We start from the raw sequence: 17,255 nt of genomic DNA, 5'->3' as shown, positions 1-17,255 counted from the left end.
GCGCAGCGCATGCCCGTTCTTACCACGTGATCTCGTTGCTCTGCAGGATGTACTTGCGAAGCTCGCGGTGCCTAGGGAGACGACGGGTGACTCGGGCGGCTGCTCGGGGCTCGACTCGCCCTCTGGAAAACGGTGAGAGGCGGCCCGAAGACCGCCTCTGACCTGCAAGAACTAGTGGAGCCGCTTGTCGGAATCGAACCGACGACCTTCTCATTACGAGTGAGACGCTCTGCCGACTGAGCTAAAGCGGCGATGGCCTCGCGAGGATCGCCCGCTGGCCGAGGATGAGTCTAGCCGAGACGGTCAGGGCGACCCAAAAGGGGGGGCCGTAGACTCAGGTCGCGTGAGCGAACCCCGTGACCTGAGCGCCGACAAGGCCGGACTTCCCGTCGTCATCGCGGAGCTGGAGGAGATGCGCGCGAGCATCGACAACATCGATGCGGCGCTGATCCACATCCTCGCTGAGCGGTTCAAGTGCACCAAGCGCGTGGGGCGGCTCAAGGCCGATCACAACCTGCCGGCTGCCGATCCCGCACGTGAGGCGCGTCAGATCGCGCGGCTTCGCGCCCTCGCCGTCGATGCCGACCTCGACCCCGCGTTTGCGGAGAAGTTTTTGAACTTCATCATCTCCGAGGTCATCCGCCACCACGAAGCGTTCCGCGACTGATGCCCCGCATCGCGTTCGACGACCCCTCGCTCATCGCGTTCATGAGCGACTACCACCTCGCCACGCTGACCACGTTGCGTCCCGACGGGACGCCACACGTCGTCCCCGTCGGCGTGACGTACGACGCCGCGACCAGGACCGCCCGCTCCATCACCCGCGAGGGGTCGGTGAAGGTGCGCAACATCGAGGCCGCCGACGGAGCCGCTCGGGTCGCGTTCGGCCACATCGACGGTGGGCACTGGCTCACGCTCGAAGGCGTCGCGCGTGTCACGCGTGACCCCGACGAGGTCGCCGAGGCCGTGCGGCGTTATGCGCTGCGATACCGGCAACCGAGCGTGAACCCCGAGCGCGTCGCGATCATCGTCGACGTCGATCGGATCATGGGCCGTCTCCCCTCAGCCTGAGGCTCAGCCTGACCCCGAGCAAGAACGAGCCAGGCCGGGTGCGGACGGGGGAATCGCACACCCGGCCTGGCGATCGGGGGTTGAGCTCGCTCCGCCCTCACACAGCGGGGTGGACGGACCCTCAGCACTTCACGCCATCCTTGGGCGCCGTGCCGGTAAGGAGGAAGTTGTTGACCGCGTCGTCGACGCACTCGTTGCCCATCGAGTAGCCGGTGTGACCGTCGCCCTCGCGACTGACCAGCACACCGGACTCGAGCTGCTCGGCCATCGCCACCGACCAGCGATAGGGAGTGGCCGGATCACGTGTCGTGCCGACGACGACGATCGGCGGCGCCCCTGCTCCGTCGATCGTGGGAGCAGGCTGGGCCGGCTTGATCGGCCACGCCGTGCAGGTGACCGGCGACCACGCGAAGCTCTGGCCGAAGACGGGTGACACCTTCTCGAAGTCGGGCACCGTCTCCCGAGCCTGCTCGAGGGTGAGCGTCGACGGGTCGTCGAGGCAGTTGACGGCGTTGAGCGCGACGACGGAGTTGTCGGTGTAGCCCTTCTCGTCGCGCGAGAGGTATTGGTCGGCGAGGAACAGCAGCTGGGTCCCGTTGCCCTTGAGAGCCTGGCGCAGCGCGCGGGTCAAGAGCTCCCAGTAGTCCTCGTTGTAGAGCGTGACCGCGATGCCGTAGAACCCGAGCGCCTCGGTCAGCGGACGGCCGGCGGTCGACGTGCGGAGCGGGTCCTGGTCGAGGTCGGAGAGGAAGCCGGACAGGCGCCGCTCGGCCGCGTCGGGATTGTCGCCCAGCGGGCAGTCGCTCTCCTTGGCACAGGCCTCGAGGTAGGCACGGAGCGCCGTCTGGAAACCCTCGGCCTGTCCTCGGTTGAGCCCCTCGGAGTCGATCGAGGGGTCGATCGCTCCGTCGAGGACGAGACGGCCGGCTCGCTTGGGGAACAGCTCGGCATAGGTCGCGCCGATCATCGTGCCGTACGAGGCGCCGAGGTAGGTCAACGACGGATCGCCGACCGCGGCGCGGAGGATGTCGAGGTCCTTGGCGACCTCCACGGTCGACATGTGAGCGGCGAGGGGCCCGGAGTCGGTCTCGCAGCGCTTGCCGAGCGTCTGGGCCGCGTCGTAGAACGCCTTCTCCTCCGCGGCGTCGTCGGGCGTCGGGTCGGTGTTGACATAGGCGTCGAGCTGCGCGGTGGTGGCACACTCCAGCGGCGTGCTCGTCCCGACGCCGCGCGGATCGAACCCCACGACGTCGTAGGCGTCGAGGATGTCGTCGCTGGCCATGGACGTGAAGGCGGCGACGTAGTCGACACCAGACCCACCCGGTCCGCCCGGGTTGATGAACAACGATCCGCGTCGTGCGCTCGGGTCACCGGCCGGCAGCCGGCGGAGCTTCAGCGTGATCCGCTCACCGTCAGGGTCGTCGTAGTCGAGCGGCACCTGGGCGCTGGTGCACTCGTAGCGCCCGCACGAGGCCCAGTCGAGTCGCTGCTCGTAGAACGGTGCGAGCTCCGGATCGATCGTGTCGTCGGCGCTCGGCGACGCCGTGGCCGAAGGACCGTCGGTGCGGTCGGTGCCGCGCGAGTCCTCGGCGCTGCCGCACGCGCTGAGTGCGAGAAGACCCGCGACGACGACGGCGGCGATCCTGCGACGACGCACTGGTGGTCTCCCTCGGACGGCGTGGAATCGGGCGTGCAGCCACCGTACGTGACGACCCCCCGAGCCCGCTGACGTCGTCCACAGCGCCCGCGCTCCCCGTGCGCGGGACAGGTCAGCTCACAGGCGCAGCTGGAGGAGGAGGTTCTCCAACGCCAGCTGTGGCGCCGCGTTGGCCTCGAGTGCCTCCCGGCAGGCGAGGATCGCCTCGATCCGCGCGAGGGTCTGCTCGGGGGTGCCCGCACCGGCGAGACGACGGACCGTGCCGGTCACGTCGGCGTTGACGAGCTCCGCGCCGGGGGCGGTCTGGGCGGCGAGGACGTCGCGGTAGAACGACAGCAGGTCGATGAGGACACCGTCGATCGAGTCACGCGCGATGCGGGTACGGCGACGCTTCTGGTCCTTCTCCAGCGCCGCGAGCCGACCCGCGTAGCCTGCGGGGCGACGGCCGCGGTCCTCGACACCGAACTCCATCTTGAGCCCGTCACGCTCGGCGTCCTCCAGCCGCTCGGCGACCTCGTCGGCCTGAGCCTGCGCGGTCCGCGTGATGGTCGCGGCAGCATCGAGGCACGCCCCCAGCGACGTCAGCGAACCTGGGATGGCGAGCACAGCGCGGCGACGCTCGCGCACGGCTTCCTTGGTCGCCAGTGCACGGGCCCGTCCGACGTGACCCTGCGAGGCACGGGCTGCCTGCAGCGCGAGCTCCGGGGCGACCTGCTCCCGTGCGGCCAGCATCGCAGCGACCGCGGCCACCGGCGGCGTACGGAGCACCACCTGCCGCGACCGGGACCGGATCGTCACGATCACGTCCTCGGCCGTCGGCGCGCACAGCATCCACACCGTGCGCGGCGGAGGCTCCTCGAGACTCTTGAGGAGGGCGTCGGCCGCCTTCTCGGTCAGGCGGTCGGCGTCCTCGACCACCACGACCTGCCAACGACCGTCCGACGGACGCATCGCGGCGAGGCGGACCTGCTCCCGCACCTCGGCGACGTCGATGCTCAGCCCGTCGGTGCTCACCAGCGAGACGTCCGGGTGCGCCCCGGCCAGCGCCGTCCGGCACGCCCGGCAGTGGCCGCAGCCACCGTCCTCGCACTGCAGCGCGGCGGCGAACGCGCGCGCCGCGTTGGAGCGACCGGAGCCCGGTGGTCCGGTGAACAGCCAGGCGTGGGTCATCGCGGGGCCGGGGCCGCCGGCGAGGCGCTCCTGCGCCGACGCGGTCGCGGCCTTCAGCATCACCACCACGTCGTCCTGCCCGACCAGGTCGTCCCAGACGCTCACCGCTGACCGCCGCGGTCGTCGGCCCGGATCTCGTCGGCGTCGGCGTACGACGGGTCACCGCCCTCGGAGACCGTGTCGTATGGAGTGAACGCCTCGTCGATCGTCTCGACGCGCTCCTCGAGGTCGACGGGGTCCACCGGGTCGACGCGTGACGCCTCAGCGGCGCTGTCGGCGCCGTCGGTCTGAGCACGGCTCTCGAACGGTGACCCGTGCGGCGGTGGCCGCATCGGAGCGATCGCCCGCTCGACGTGGCCGAGCAACGGCTGCACCCGCTCGAGGACCACGTCGGCGATGTCGACAATGTCCCGGTCGGCCCGCAGGACCATGTAGTGGTCGCGGTTCTTGGAGGCCAGCTGGAGGAACGTCTCCCGCACGCGGACATGGAACTCCGTCGGCTCCGCCTCGAGCCGGTCGGCCTGGTCGAAACGCGATCGACCGAGCTCTGGGTCGACGTCGAGCAGAACCGTGAGGTGCGGGCGCAGGCGCGAGGTCGCCCAGCGGGCCACGGACTCCACCTCGTGGAGGTCGAGCCCGCGACCTCCAGCCTGATAGGCCAGGGTCGAGTCGACGTACCGGTCGGTGATGACGATGTCACCCCTCGCCAGCGCCGGGTTGACGACCTGCTCGAGGTGCTCGGCCTTGTCGGCGGCGTAGAGCAGCATCTCGGTCCGTGGGGAGAGCTCTCCGGTCGCCGGGTCGAGCAGGATCTGCCGTACGGTCTGGCCGACCGGGGTCGCTCCGGGCTCGCGGGTCAGCAGCACGCGGTAGCCGTCGGCCCGCAGCGCCTCGGCCAGCATCCACGCCTGCGTCGACTTGCCGGCGCCCTCGCCGCCCTCGAAGGCGATGAAGAGCCCGCTCGTGGAGTACGAGGGGGCGGTCGACGGGTCCTGCTTGAGCTCGGAGATGAGCGAGAGGCCGTGCCGGTCGTTCATCTGGCGGAAGGAGATCAGCCCGAACCCCGTCGCGAGGACCGCCGCCACCAGGATCGCGATCTGCGTGCCGGTGTAGGTGTAGTCGCCGAGGTCGCGCAGCGCGATCGTGTGGGTGCCGATCAGACCGGCGACCAGCGGGGCGATCGCGAGCACCGCCGACAGCACCAGACGGACGAGCGACTGGACGAAGGCGAACGTCCGGCCGCGCATCTCCTCGTCGACCTCGAGGCCGAGCAACGTATAGCCGGTGATCCAGGCGATGCCGGCGCAGAAGCCGACCAGCATGACCAGGATCGCCACGAGGGCCATGTTGTGGACGATGGCGACGACGAGCAGCCCGACTCCCGCACCGACCAGCGCGACACCGAACATGCGGCGCCGGCTGACCTGCGGCAGGACCTTGGGTCCACGCCACATGCCGAGGCCGAGACCGAGGAAGACCGCGCCGAACAGGGTGCCGTAGCCCGGGTCGCCGGCTCCGAGGTCTGCGACGAACACGCGACCCAGGCCGATCACCACGCCGCCGCAGCCGAACGCGCCCACGATGCCGAGCACCAGGCCGCGCACCAGCGGGGTGCGGAAGACGTACGCCCAGCCGTCGGCGATCGTGCGCCAGACACCGACCTGCTGGTCGACGGCGGCGCCCTCGGGGATGTCGCGCGCGCCGAGGAAGACCAGGCCGCCGAGCGCGAACAGCACCGCGACGAGATAGAGCGCCGGGTCGACATCGGGGACCGAGATGGCGAACAGCCCGTCGACCGCCTTGGTGATGCCGGTGACGACGATGAACAGGACCGCCGCGGGCAGGGCGGAGCCGTACGTGGTCGCGAGGTTGAGGCGGTTGGCGTCCTCGAGGTGCTCACGCGGCACGAGGGTCGGGACCGTCGCGTCCTTGGTCGGCATCCAGACCGCGTTGACCGCCTCGATCAGCACGGTCGCGACGATCAACCACCACAGCGTGCCGACGAGCGGGATGCTCGCGAAGATGCCCGCCCGCAGGAAGAGGCCGGTCGTGAGCGTGATGCGGCGATCCATGCGGTCGGCGACGTAACCGCCGAAGGGACCGATCACCAGCGCTGGGGCCAGGCGGGCGAAGAGGACCGCGGCGATCGCGAAGTTCTTGCCGGCGTAACCCTCGCCGATCGAGTTGGCGAACGCCGTGATGGCCAGCAGCCCGATCCAGTCGGCGAGCGAGGCGAGCCCGAGGGCAGCCCAGAAGCGCCGGAAGACCGGGATCCGCATCACCAGGCGGATGCCGTTCGCGTCGTCGTCGGCTGCTGTGCCTGCCGGATCGTATGCCACCGACTCAGGGTATCCACCAGCACAGTCATTCCGGCTCCGGCGCAGCCCTGACCCGACCCCGAGGTGACCCGGCGTACAGCTCGGTGACGAGCAGGATGACGCAGACGAGGCCCACTCCGACCTCCGGGAGCGGGGCGAGGACGAGCAGCAGGACCGCGGTGATCGCCGCACCCCACCGCGCCGCCGTGCCCGCAGAACGGTCCTCCGGGCGGACCTTGACGACCCAGCACGCCGCGAGAAGAACGGCCACGGACCCGCAGAGCAGCGCGGCGCTCGGCCAGGACTCGACGACGTGCCCGTGCACCACGTCGTGCTGCCAGAAGTCCACGCGCGCGGCCAGCGCAGCCCCGATCGCGGCCGCCGATGCGAACACCGCGTAGTGGCCGAACCCCCACACGTACTCCGCCCCGGTGCCCCGCGCACGCTCCAGCGCCGCGGCCGAGTCACGAGCGAAGTAGATCCACCACACCGAGAACACGATCAGCACCCCACCCACGGAGACGTACGCCAGCCCGCGCTGGACGTCATGGGCATCGACCGACTCCTGGATGGCGAGGGTGACCGACAGGATGGTCTCGCCCAGCACGATGATGAAGAACAGGCCGTACCGCTCGGCGATGTGGTGCGCGTGCCAGCTGGTCTGGTTCGGCCGCTCGGCCCACACCGGCACCGCGAGCTCGCAGACGACGAACACCGCGAACTCCGGGATCGCGATGTCGCGTGGGCTGACGAGGTAGACGACCCAGAGCAGCTGTACGGCGGTGATCCCGGCCGCGAAGCGGAGGCAGCTGGCTCGGTGCTGCGGGTCGCCCGCCGCTGCGCGGAGCCACTGGACGACCAGGCCGACCCGCATGATGACGTAGCCGACGACGATGAGGCCGAGGTCGCCGTCGAACATCCGTGGGATGCCGGCGGCCAGGACCAGCGCTCCGACGATCTGCAGGATGGTGAGCAACCGGTACGCGACGCCGTCGTCGTCGTACGCGGAGGCGAACCACGCGAAGTTGAGCCACGTCCACCAGATCGCGAAGAAGACCATCGCGAACCGGAGCAGCCCGTGGGCCAGGTCGCCGTCGGTCGTGGCGTGGTGCAGCTGCGTCGCCCCCTGAGCCACCGCGACCACGAAGCACAGGTCGGTGAGGAGCTCGAGCGGTGTGGCGGCCCGGTGCGGCTCGCTGGGGTCGCGGGCGCGGAGCCCGAGGACGCGACTCGAGATGGTCGGCACCCGCTACAGCGTAGGCACCACCGGCCGCTCCGGCGCGACGTTGTGGTTGCGCCGGAACAGGTTGCCGGGGTCGTAGACCCGCTTGACCGCAGCCAGACGGGCGTACCGTGCGACGGCGTCCCAGTCGTCGCTCGGGCCGTCGAGCGACGGCGTGGGCGCTCCGGGAGGCGCCATCCGGGCGACCACGACCATCGCCTCCGCGGCGCGGTGCGCGAACGCCGTCGCCTCCGAGTACGTGTTCGACGCCCTGCGCGCCGGCGCGAGCGGGTTCCTCGTCAAGGACACCGAGCCTGCCGAGATCGTGCAGGCGCTGCGCGTGGTCGCCGACGGGGACGCGCTCCTGTCACCGGCGATCACCCGACGGCTGATCAGCGAGTTCGTCGCGCGTCCTCCGGAGGTCGTCTCCGTCTCGACGCTCGAGGCCCTGACCGCACGGGAGCGCGAGGTCGTCGCACTGGTCGGCTACGGCCTGAGCAACGACGAGATCGCCGAGCGGCTCGTGGTCAGCCCGACCACGGCCAAAACCCACGTGAGCCGGGCGATGACCAAGACCGGCGTCCGCGACCGCGCGCAGCTGGTGGTGTTCGCGTACGAGACCGGGCTCGTCCAGCCTCGCGAGCGCGAGTCCTGACCGGCGCGACGCGACGATCAGCGCGGCCGGACACGAGAGCGGCCGCGCCTGCATAGGATCGTCGCGTGGCGAACGTGGATGTGATCGTGGTCGGGGCCGGCGTGTCCGGTCTGGTGACGGCCGACCGCGTCCGCGCGGCCGGTCGCAGCGTCGTGGTGCTCGAGGCGAGGGGCCGGGTCGGTGGCCGTACGCTCACCGAACCCGTGCCGGCCAGGGACGGCAGCGACTCGCTCGACGGTCTCGTCGTCGACTCCGGTGCCGGCTGGGTGGCTCCGGACCAGAAGCTCCTGCAGGCAGAGCTCGCACGGTTCGGCCTCGACACCACCCCCCAGGCTCGTCCGGGTGACGCTCTCGTCTCGTTGCGCGGACGCGCGCGCCGCGCCTCCGGGCACGACCGGGTGTTCGACGCGGTCACGACCGCCGACATCGCCCAGGCGATGCTGCGCTTCTCAGCCGCGGCCGACAAGGTCGACCTGTCCGCGCCGTGGCGCAGCGACAACGCCACGCGCTACGACGCGCAGACCTTCGAGAGCTGGATCCGCCGTACGTGCCTGACCAGCAAGGGACGCGACTACTTCCGCGTCGTCTGCGAGGGCGTGCTCGCGACCGAGCCGCAGAACGTGTCGCTGCTGCACGTCCTCTTCTACGCCAAGTCGGGCGGAGGGTTGCTGACGCTCCTCGCGACCGGCGGCGGCGCTCAGGACGCTCGGGTCGACGGCGGGATGCAGCAGGTGGCCGAGCGACTCGCCGACGGCCTCGGCCCGTGGGTCCGGCTGCACGAGCCGGTGACGACGATCATGCACGATGCCGACGGGGTCTCCGTCCACAGCGAGTCCGGAGCGACGACCGCGCACCGCGTCGTCGTGACCGTCCCTCCGGCGCTGGCGTCGGGCATCGAGTACCTCCCCGGCCTCCCGCAGGACCGGACGTTGCTCACCCAACGGATGCCGCACGGGAGCGTCGTCAAGTGTCACGCCGTCTATCGACGCCCGTTCTGGCGCGACGAGGCGCTGTCGGGTGAGATCTTCTCCGACCAGGGACCGGCGAAGGTCGTGTTCGACACCAGTCCGTCCGACGGCGCGTACGGCGTCCTGACCGTGCTCGTCGAGGGCGAGGACGCCGTCCGCCTCGGCACGATGGACCCTGCCCGGGCCCGCGACGCGGTGCTGCGAGGGCTTGCGGGCCACATCGGGCCCAAGGCCATGGACATCGTCGGCTACCTCGCGAAGGACTGGACGGCGGCGGAGTGGACGCGCGGGTGCTACGGCGCGCACCTCCCGCCCGGCGCCTGGACACAGGTCGGCCGGGCGCTGCGTACGCCGGTGGGCCGCATCCACTGGGCCGGCACGGAGACGGCGGAGCGATGGTGCGGCTACGTCGACGGCGCGATCTCCTCCGGCGAGCGTGCCGCGAGCGAGGTGCTCGGCGCGCTGCCCTAGAGCCGCGCCGCGCCGCAGGTCGGCTCGCTCAGCCGAGAGCCATCAGGCGCTGGGCGAGCATCCCGAACTGCTCCTCGGCCGGCAGCTCGCCGATCTCGGGCCAGATCTCGGCGCGAGAGTAGGGGTCGGCGTTGACCAGCTCGCCGCTCGGTGTCTCGAGGACGACACCCTGTGGCTCTCCCCACAGGACGCTGTCGGGGTCGACGTCGCCGCCGGGCTCGATCCTCGCATCGGCCTCGCCGAAGACTCCGAACGTCGCGTCCGCACCGCCGAGGAACGCCACGTTCGACCCCGGCGGAGCGAGCTCGGCGGGGTCGGGCTCGCCCTCGTCGACACGCACCGGGACCGCGATCTGGTCGCCGGTCACGAGCTTCGTGGTGTCCTTCACGACCTGGTCGACGTCGACCAGCACCACGTCGTACGGGATGCGGTCCTTCTCCTCCCCACCCTCGGAGAGCACCAGCGTCGGGCCGTCCTCCCAGGAGGCGACGGTCCCCAGCACGACCACCGGAGACTCCTTCGCCAGCTCCTCTGGAGAGGCGTAGCCCAGGCGCTGACGGTCGCCCCCGGCCAGCGGAGGGGTCGAGGACGACACCGTCGGGTCGACCGAGCCCGCGGCCTCCTCCGGCGCTTCGCCACCACACCCGGCGAGGGCGAGCAGAGCCGCGGCGAGCAGCGCCGCCGTACGACGCACCGCTCAGGCCTTCTTGGTCGCCGCGGTCTTCGTGGCCGGCGCCTTCTTGGCGGTCGCCTTCTTGGCTGCCGTCTTCTTGGCCGGCGCCTTCTTGGCTGCCGTCTTCTTGGCCGGCGCCTTGCGTGCCGTCTTCTTGACCGGGCCCTTCGCGCGCTTCTCGGCGAGCAGCTCGGCGGCCCGCTCGAGCGTGATCGTCTCGACCTCGTCGCCCTTGCGCAGCGTCGCGTTGACCTGGCCGTCGGTGACGTACGGCCCGAAGCGACCGTCCTTCACCACGACCGGCTGCTTGGACTCCGGGTCGTCACCGAGCTCCTTCAGCGGGGCAGCGGCCGCCCGGCGTCCGCGCTGCTTCGGCTGGGCGTAGATCGCCAGCGCCTCGGGCAGCGTGATCGAGAAGATCTGGTCCTCGGTCTCGAGCGAGCGGGAGTCGGTGCCCTTCTTGAGGTACGGGCCGTAGCGACCGTTCTGGGCGGTGATCTCGTCGCCGCTCTCGGGGTCGGCGCCGACCACGCGCGGCAGGGACAGCAGCTTGAGCGCGTCCTCGAGCGTCACCGAGTCCAGGTCCATCGACTTGAAGAGCGAGCCGGTGCGCGCCTTCTCCTTCTTGGGCGCGTCCTCGGGGAGCACCTCGGTCACGTACGGCCCGAAGCGACCGTTCTTCGCGACGACGACCCGCCCGGTGGACGGATCCGTGCCGAGCTCACGGTCCTGCCCGGCGGGGTTGGCGAGCAGCTCCTTGGCCTTGTCGAGCGTCAGCTCGTCGGGCGGCAGGTCGTCCGGGACGTTCGCGCGCTGCATGACGCCGTCGACGTCGGGTCCCTCGAGGTACGGGCCGTAGCGTCCGACGCGTAGCGCGATCCCGTCGCCGAGCTCGAACGTCGACAGCTCCCGTGCGTCGATCTCGCCGAGCCCGTCGACGAGGCGCTTCAGGCCGGTGTTGCCGTCGTCGTCGCCGTAGTAGAAGCCGTGCAGCACGTGCGGGCGCTGCTCGCGACCGGCCGCGACGTCGTCGAGCACATCCTCCATGGTGGCGGTGAACGCGTAGTCGACCAGACGCCCGAAGTGACGCTCCATGAGCCGCACGGTCGAGAAGGCGATCCACGACGGCACCAGCGCGGTGCCCTTCTTGTAGACGTAGCCACGGTTGAGGATCGTCTGGATGATCGAGGCGTACGTCGACGGGCGGCCGATCTCGCGCTTCTCGAGCTCACCGATCAGCGTCTGCTCGGTGTAGCGGGACGGCGGCTTGGTGGTGTGCCCCGCTGCGTCGAGCGACTCGACGGTGACGGTGTCCCCCTCGGCGACGTCGGGCAGCCGGGTCTGCTTGTCGTCGGACTCGGCCTCCGGGTCGTCGGCGCCCTCGACGTAGGCCTTGAGGAAGCCGTAGAAGGTGATCGTGCGGCCGGAGGAGGTGAACACGCACTCCTCGCCGGACGCCGAGGTCGCCCCGGTGCGCACGGTCAGGGTGCTGCCCTTGGCGTCCTTCATCTGCGACGCGATCGTGCGCATCCAGATCAGCTCGTAGAGCCGGAACTCGTCGCCGGTGAGGCCGGTCTCGGCGGGGGTGCGGAAGGTCTCTCCGGCCGGACGGATCGCCTCGTGCGCCTCCTGGGCGTTCTTGACCTTCGACGCGTAGGTCCGCGGCGCCTCCGGGAGGTAGTCGGGGCCGTACAGCTCGCGCACCTGGGCCCTCGCCGCGTTCAGCGCGGTCTGCGAGAGGGTCGTGGAGTCCGTACGCATGTAGGTGATGTAGCCGCCCTCGTACAACCGCTGGGCGACCTGCATCGCGCGCTGCGCACCCCACGAGAGCTTGCGGCCGGCCTCCTGCTGCATGGTCACGGTGCGGAAGGGGGCGTACGGACGGCGCGTGTACGGCTTGGACTCGACGGACTGCACGGTGAAGACGCGGTCCTGGAGCCCCTCGGCGAGCGCTGCGGCGCGGGACTCGTCGAGGTGCACGATCGCGGGGCTGGTCAGCTCGCCCTCGGAGCTGAAGTCGCGACCCTGCGCCACGCGGGCACCGCCGACCGACAGCAGGCGCGCCGGGAACGAGCGCGGGTCCTTGTCCTGGCCGGCGTCGAAGCGGGCGTCGAGGTCCCAGTACGAGGCTGCGCGGAAGGCGATGCGCTCGCGCTCCCGCTCGACGACCATCCGCGTCGCGACCGACTGCACACGGCCGGCGGAGAGGCCGGACATGACCTTCTTCCACAGGACCGGGCTGACCTCGTAGCCATAGAGGCGGTCGAGGATCCGTCGGGTCTCCTGCGCGTCGACGAGGTCCTCGTTGATGGTCCGGGTGTTGGCGATCGCGTTCTGGATCGCCTGAGGGGTGATCTCGTTGAAGGTCATGCGACGCACGGGGACCTTCGGCTTGAGCTCCTCCACGAGGTGCCAGGCGATCGCCTCGCCCTCGCGGTCCTCATCGGTCGCGAGGATGAGCTCGTCGGACTCCTTGAGGAGCTTCTTGAGCTTGGTGATCTGCGCCTTCTTGTCCGCGGGCACCACGTAGACCGGCTCGAAGTCGCCGTCGACGTCGACGCCGAGGCGCGCCCAGGGCTGTCCCTTGTACTTCGCCGGGACCTCGGCCGCGCCGTTGGGCAGGTCGCGGATGTGGCCGTACGAGGCCTCGACGACGTAGCCCTTGCCGAGGTAGCCAGCGATCTGGGCGATCTTCTTCGGCGACTCGACGATGACGAGAGAGGTCACGGTGCTGGGTGCTCCTGGTCCTGTGCTGTCGGGACGCTGCCCCCGAGGGGCAGCCCGCAGTGCGTCACAAAGGCGTGACGCGGCCCAAGGTAGCGCGTGTCGGCAAGATGGCGGGTACGGGACTCCCCACCGGCGAGCCGCCCGGCTCAGTGCAGGTAGCCGTCGGCGACCAGCTCGCGCACCGTCGGCAGCGTCGCCCGGCGGAGCGCGGCGGGCTCCTCGCCGAGGATCTGGGCGAGCGCGTCGATGATCTGCCCGACAGACAGTTCACCGTCGCAGGCACCGACCAGACCGGCCTCGGCCGTGTCGAGCTGCCTGGCTCTGCGTACCCCTCGCTGCAGGCGGACCAGGATGACCTCGGGGTCCGCGGCGCCGGCGGGACCGACACTCTCCTGGACGAGGTCCTCGGCCTGGACGAGATGGGCGGCGAGCAGCGCGTCGTCGGACGCGCCGGCGTACGCGTCGGTGCGCTCCGCCCAGGCTGCGACGTGCGGGCCGATGGGCTGCTCGATCTCGTACGGCCACTCCTCCAGGCGCAGCACCGGCTCGTCACGCCCGATGTTGCGCAGGCTCAGCCAGCCGAACCCGATCGCCTCGATCCGCTGCTCCTCGAACCACGCGAGCCACGTGTCGTAGCGCTGCACGTAGTCCGGCGCTCCCTGGAGACCGGCGTCGGCGAGCCACATCTCGACGTAGGTCGGGAGGTCCGCCACCTCGCGCTGCAGCACCCAGGCGTCGCACCCGGTGCCCTCGAGCCACCCGGAGATCCGCTCGGTCCACGGCTGTCCCTCGACGTGCACCCAGTTGGCGAGGACCTGGCACCAGCCGCCGGGGTTGAGGTACGAGGAGGCCTCGGACACGATCCGCCGGACGACCTCGTCGCCCGGGAGGCCGGAGTCGCGGTAGACCAGCCGCTCGCCGGTCGCCGGCGACACCACGAACGGCGGGTTGGTCGCGATCAGGTCGAACCGCTCGCCGTGGACGGGTGCGAAGAGACTGCCGTCTCGCACCTCGTACGCCGGTGTCGCGGGGTCCTCGGCGTTGATCGCCGCGGTCGCCCGTGCCATCGCCAGGGCGCGCGGGTTCACGTCGGTGCCGACGACGCGGTCGGCGTGGGTCGCCAGGTGGAGCGACTGGACGCCACAACCGGTGCCCAGGTCCAGCGCGCTGCCGACAGGGGTACGGACGGTCAGCTGCGCCAGCGAGGACGAGGCCTCGCTGATGCCCAGGACGTGCTCCGGCCCGACCGTGCGCGGGCTCCCGTCGAGCCCGGGAGTCAGATCGCAGACCACCCACCAGTCGTGGTCCTCGTCCCCGTACGCCCTCAGGTCGACCCGCGCAGCGACCTCACCGACGGAACGCTCGAGGATCCCGGCGACGGCGAGCGGGTCGACGAGCCCTGGGAGAGCGCGTTCGGCGTCGTCGAGCGTGACCGGCATCTGGAGGGCGAACAGCCGCGTGAGCGTCGACAGCGGGGAGCCGTCGGTGGTCGCGCGCCGGCCCGGTGTCGTCTCGTTGCGCATGAGCGCACGGTGGGCGTCGGCTCCGAGGAGACCAGCGACACCGTCGACCGTGTAGGGGGCGGCACGCAGGGCGTCGCGCAGGGCAGCAGCGTCGGAGTCGCGGAGCATGGCCTCACCCTAGGCGCGACCCCCGGACGTGCCGGAGGGCCGCACCCCCGTGGGGTACGGCCCTCCGGGCAGCGGGCACTAGACCGGTCGCGGGTCCTGGTAGCCGGACTGGTCCCACTCGGGCGCGTCGGGCACCGGACCACGGCGTGGCTCGCGGTCCTCGTCGCTCGACGGGTCGTAGTCGACGCCGGGGGGCGTGACCTCGTCGGGCTCGCCGCCGTGCCCGCCGCCGTGGGACCCGTCGTCACCCGCACCCGGGTCGTCGGTGATCGCCGTGGTGCGGTTCCGAGCCACGACCACGGCCACCACGATGATCGCCAGGGAGACGCCGGCGATCGTGAAGCGCAGCGGATCGCTGGCGTCATCGCCGTACGACATCGTGACGATCGCCGGGGCGATGAGCAGCGCGACGAGGTTCATCACCTTGAGGAGCGGGTTGATCGACGGACCGGAGGTGTCCTTGAACGGGTCACCGACGGTGTCACCGATCACGGTGGCCTCGTGCGCCGCGGACCCCTTGCCGCCGTAGTGGCCGTCCTCGACGAGCTTCTTGGCGTTGTCCCACGAGCCGCCGGCGTTGGCGAGCATGACGGCCATCAGGGTGCCCGCCGCGATAGCGCCGGCGAGGTAGGACCCGAGCGCGGTGATCCCGAGACCGAATCCGACCGTGATGGGGGCGAAGATCGCGAGGACGCCGGGTGTCGCCAGCTCACGCAGGGAGTCGCGGGTGCAGATGTCGACCACGCGGCCGTACTCCGGGCGACCCGTGCCCTCCATGATGCCGGGGATCTCGCGGAACTGACGGCGCACCTCGTAGACGACCGCCCCGGCGGCGCGGCCGACGGCGGCGATCGAGAGTCCGGAGAAGAGGAACACCACGGACGCACCGATGATGAGTCCGACCAGGTTGTTCGGCTCGGCGATGTTGAGCACCCCGAGCAGACCGAGCAGCTCGCTGGCTCCCTCGTCGGTGACCCCGGCGAGGTCGTTCGCCTCACGCGTGACGATGTCGGCGAACGACCCGAACAGCGCCGTCGCCGCCAGCACAGCGGTCGCGATCGCGATGCCCTTGGTGATCGCCTTGGTGGTGTTGCCGACCGCGTCCAGCTCGGTGAGGATCTGGGCGCCCTTCTCGTCGACGTCGCCCGACATCTCTGCGATGCCCTGCGCGTTGTCGCTGACCGGCCCGAAGGTGTCCATGGCGACGATGACGCCGACCGTGGTCAGCAGGCCACAGCCGGCGAGCGCCACCGCGAACAACGACACCAGGACGACGCCGCCGCCGAGCAGGAACGCGCCGTAGACGGCGGCGGCGATCACGAGCGCGGTGTAGACGGCCGACTCGAGGCCGAGCGAGAACCCGGACAGGATGACCGTCGCCGGGCCGGTGAGCGCCGTCTTGGCGACGTCCTTGACGGGGCGGTGGTCCGTGCCGGTGAAGTAGCCGGTGAGCGCCAGGATGACCGAGGCGAGCACGATGCCGATCAGGACGGCGACGATCGCGACGACCTGCGGGTTGAAGTTGCCCGGATCCTCGACGAGACCGAGCTGTCCGAAGAAGCCCTCGATCGCCGTGCCGCCGCCGGCGCCGGTGAGATCGGCGGAGCTGGACGGCAGGTAGAGGAACGCTGCGATGGTGCAGCCGATGGCCGAGACGATCGCCGACAGGTAGAAGGAGCGGTTGATCGTGGTGAGGCCGCCCTCGCCCTCGCGGGGACGGGTGAGGAAGACGCCGAGGATCGCGGTCAGCGCACCGATCGCCGGGACGATCAGCGGATAGACGAGGCCCTCCTCGCCGAAGGTCACCGAGCCGAGGATGAGTGCGGCGACCAGCGTCACCGCATACGACTCGAAGAGGTCCGCGGCCATGCCGGCGCAGTCTCCCACGTTGTCGCCGACGTTGTCGGCGATGGTGGCGGCGTTGCGCGGGTCGTCCTCAGGGATGCCCTGCTCGACCTTGCCGACGAGGTCGGCGCCGACGTCGGCGGCCTTGGTGAAGATGCCGCCGCCGACTCGCATGAACATCGCGAGGAGCGCGGCACCGAAGCCGAAGCCCTCGAGCACCGACGGGGCGTCGCCCTTGTAGATGAGCACGACGACCGAGGCGCCGAGCAGGCCGAGTCCGACGGTGGACATGCCCACGAAGCCGCCGGTACGGAACGCGATGCGCATCGCCGGGTCGCGGCCCTCGTTCTGCGCCGCGGCCGCAACGCGGATGTTGGCCCGCACGGCGAGCCACATGCCCAGATAGCCGATGGTCGCGGAGAAGAGAGCGCCGACGAGGAAGAAGATGGAGCGTCCGACCCGGATCTCGGCGTCGCCGGGGAGGATGAAGAGGAGGAGGAACGCCAGGACGACGAAGACCCCGAGGGTCTTGAACTGTCGCGCAAGGTAGGCCGACGCGCCCTCTTGCACCGCGCGGCCGATCTCTTGCATCCGCGGAGTGCCTTCTGAGGCGTCGAGAACCTGCTTGCGGAACAGGGCAGCCATCACCAGAGACACGACCGCAATCGCGGCGACAGCCGCGACGAGGGTGAGATTTGTCCCGGTCAGGGACAGATCTGTGGATGCTGCCAGCGGAACGTACGTCATACGGATCCTTCCTCGGCACGGCGCACGGGTGCGCTGACTCGGACGTGCCCGAACAGACAACCAGCAACGTGACCTAGGACACAACCATTTGGGTAGCGCC

The 17,255-nt window shown here is 70.7% G+C and carries 12 protein-coding genes, 1 tRNA gene and 1 pseudogene; 4 read left to right on the top strand and 10 right to left on the bottom strand.

Annotated features, from left to right (window positions below; genetic code table 11):
- Positions 1 to 175: 175 nt before the first annotated feature.
- Positions 176 to 251, bottom strand: a tRNA-Thr gene (locus KV100_RS11435).
- A gap of 143 nt (positions 252 to 394) precedes the next feature.
- Between KV100_RS11435 and KV100_RS11430 the strand changes: the two genes are divergently transcribed.
- Both KV100_RS11430 and KV100_RS11425 read left to right on the top strand, forming a co-directional pair.
- Positions 395 to 667 (top strand): chorismate mutase, encoded by a 273-nt coding sequence (locus KV100_RS11430; protein ID WP_308289477.1) that lies wholly within the window; start codon positions 395 to 397, stop codon positions 665 to 667.
- A complete protein-coding gene (locus KV100_RS11425) occupies positions 667 to 1,071 on the top strand; it encodes a pyridoxamine 5'-phosphate oxidase family protein (RefSeq protein ID WP_220343174.1) in 405 nt (134 codons plus the stop codon). Before KV100_RS11430 ends, KV100_RS11425 begins: the two co-directional genes overlap by 1 nt.
- Positions 1,072 to 1,192: 121 nt before the next feature.
- Here KV100_RS11425 and KV100_RS11420 read toward each other — a convergent pair whose 3' ends face one another.
- The 5 genes from KV100_RS11420 to KV100_RS19590 all read right to left on the bottom strand — a co-directional run bounded on the left by KV100_RS11420 (position 1,193) and on the right by KV100_RS19590 (position 7,636).
- Entirely contained in the window at positions 1,193 to 2,728 is a 1,536-nt protein-coding gene (locus tag KV100_RS11420; protein ID WP_220343173.1) for an alpha/beta hydrolase, read from the bottom strand.
- A gap of 117 nt (positions 2,729 to 2,845) precedes the next feature.
- Positions 2,846 to 3,958, bottom strand: coding sequence for a DNA polymerase III subunit delta' (locus KV100_RS11415; protein ID WP_255566205.1), 1,113 nt, complete (start codon positions 3,956 to 3,958; stop codon positions 2,846 to 2,848).
- A 41-nt stretch (positions 3,959 to 3,999) separates the two neighbouring features.
- The gene (gene tmk / locus KV100_RS11410; RefSeq protein WP_308291421.1) at positions 4,000 to 6,237 is read right to left on the bottom strand and encodes a dTMP kinase; all 2,238 of its coding nucleotides are present in this window, start codon (positions 6,235 to 6,237) and stop codon (positions 4,000 to 4,002) included.
- Between the two features lie 25 nt (positions 6,238 to 6,262).
- A complete protein-coding gene (locus KV100_RS11405) occupies positions 6,263 to 7,462 on the bottom strand; it encodes a low temperature requirement protein A (RefSeq protein ID WP_308291420.1) in 1,200 nt (399 codons plus the stop codon).
- Positions 7,463 to 7,465: 3 nt separating this feature from the next.
- Entirely contained in the window at positions 7,466 to 7,636 is a 171-nt protein-coding gene (locus tag KV100_RS19590; protein WP_255566127.1) for a BBE domain-containing protein, read from the bottom strand.
- Positions 7,637 to 7,691: 55 nt separating this feature from the next.
- On the opposite strand from KV100_RS19590, the pseudogene KV100_RS11400 reads away from it, so the two are divergent.
- Together KV100_RS11400 and KV100_RS11395 are read left to right on the top strand one after the other, a co-directional pair.
- A pseudogene (locus tag KV100_RS11400) lies at positions 7,692 to 8,093 on the top strand (DNA-binding response regulator); the annotation flags it as partial.
- A gap of 65 nt (positions 8,094 to 8,158) precedes the next feature.
- Positions 8,159 to 9,532 (top strand): FAD-dependent oxidoreductase, encoded by a 1,374-nt coding sequence (locus tag KV100_RS11395; RefSeq protein WP_220343170.1) that lies wholly within the window; start codon positions 8,159 to 8,161, stop codon positions 9,530 to 9,532.
- 28 nt (positions 9,533 to 9,560) lie between these two features.
- Here the strand turns inward: KV100_RS11395 and KV100_RS11390 are convergent, their stop codons facing one another.
- The 4 genes from KV100_RS11390 to KV100_RS11375 all read right to left on the bottom strand — a co-directional run bounded on the left by KV100_RS11390 (position 9,561) and on the right by KV100_RS11375 (position 17,155).
- A complete protein-coding gene (locus KV100_RS11390) occupies positions 9,561 to 10,226 on the bottom strand; it encodes a hypothetical protein (protein WP_220343169.1) in 666 nt (221 codons plus the stop codon).
- A gap of 3 nt (positions 10,227 to 10,229) precedes the next feature.
- On the bottom strand, positions 10,230 to 12,932 hold the full coding sequence (gene topA, locus KV100_RS11385; RefSeq protein ID WP_220343168.1) for a type I DNA topoisomerase: 2,703 nt from the start codon (positions 12,930 to 12,932) through the stop codon (positions 10,230 to 10,232).
- Positions 12,933 to 13,078: 146 nt separating this feature from the next.
- Positions 13,079 to 14,563 carry a methyltransferase gene (locus KV100_RS11380; RefSeq protein ID WP_220343167.1) on the bottom strand — a complete coding sequence of 495 codons (1,485 nt, stop codon included), beginning with the start codon at positions 14,561 to 14,563 and terminating at the stop codon, positions 13,079 to 13,081.
- A gap of 78 nt (positions 14,564 to 14,641) precedes the next feature.
- On the bottom strand, positions 14,642 to 17,155 hold the full coding sequence (locus tag KV100_RS11375; protein WP_220343166.1) for a sodium-translocating pyrophosphatase: 2,514 nt from the start codon (positions 17,153 to 17,155) through the stop codon (positions 14,642 to 14,644).
- Positions 17,156 to 17,255: the final 100 nt, after the last annotated feature.

This window comes from Mumia sp. zg.B21 (assembly GCF_019550855.1).
In the GTDB taxonomy this organism is placed as follows: domain Bacteria; phylum Actinomycetota; class Actinomycetes; order Propionibacteriales; family Nocardioidaceae; genus Mumia.
The sequence above is the reverse complement of the archived record's forward strand: the minus strand, read 5'-3'. Positions and strand labels throughout refer to the sequence as shown.

What these genes read in the sequence shown, in the direction of transcription:
- KV100_RS11425 (WP_220343174.1), top strand. Translation starts at nt 667, where the DNA reads ATGCCCCGCATCGCGTTCGACGACCCCTCGCTCATCGCGTTCATGAGC.
- KV100_RS11415 (WP_255566205.1), bottom strand. Translation starts at nt 3,958, where the DNA reads ATGCTGAAGGCCGCGACCGCGTCGGCGCAGGAGCGCCTCGCCGGCGGC.
- KV100_RS19590 (WP_255566127.1), bottom strand. Translation starts at nt 7,636, where the DNA reads ATGGCGCCTCCCGGAGCGCCCACGCCGTCGCTCGACGGCCCGAGCGAC.
- KV100_RS11380 (WP_220343167.1), bottom strand. Translation starts at nt 14,563, where the DNA reads ATGCTCCGCGACTCCGACGCTGCTGCCCTGCGCGACGCCCTGCGTGCC.
- KV100_RS11375 (WP_220343166.1), bottom strand. Translation starts at nt 17,155, where the DNA reads ATGACGTACGTTCCGCTGGCAGCATCCACAGATCTGTCCCTGACCGGG.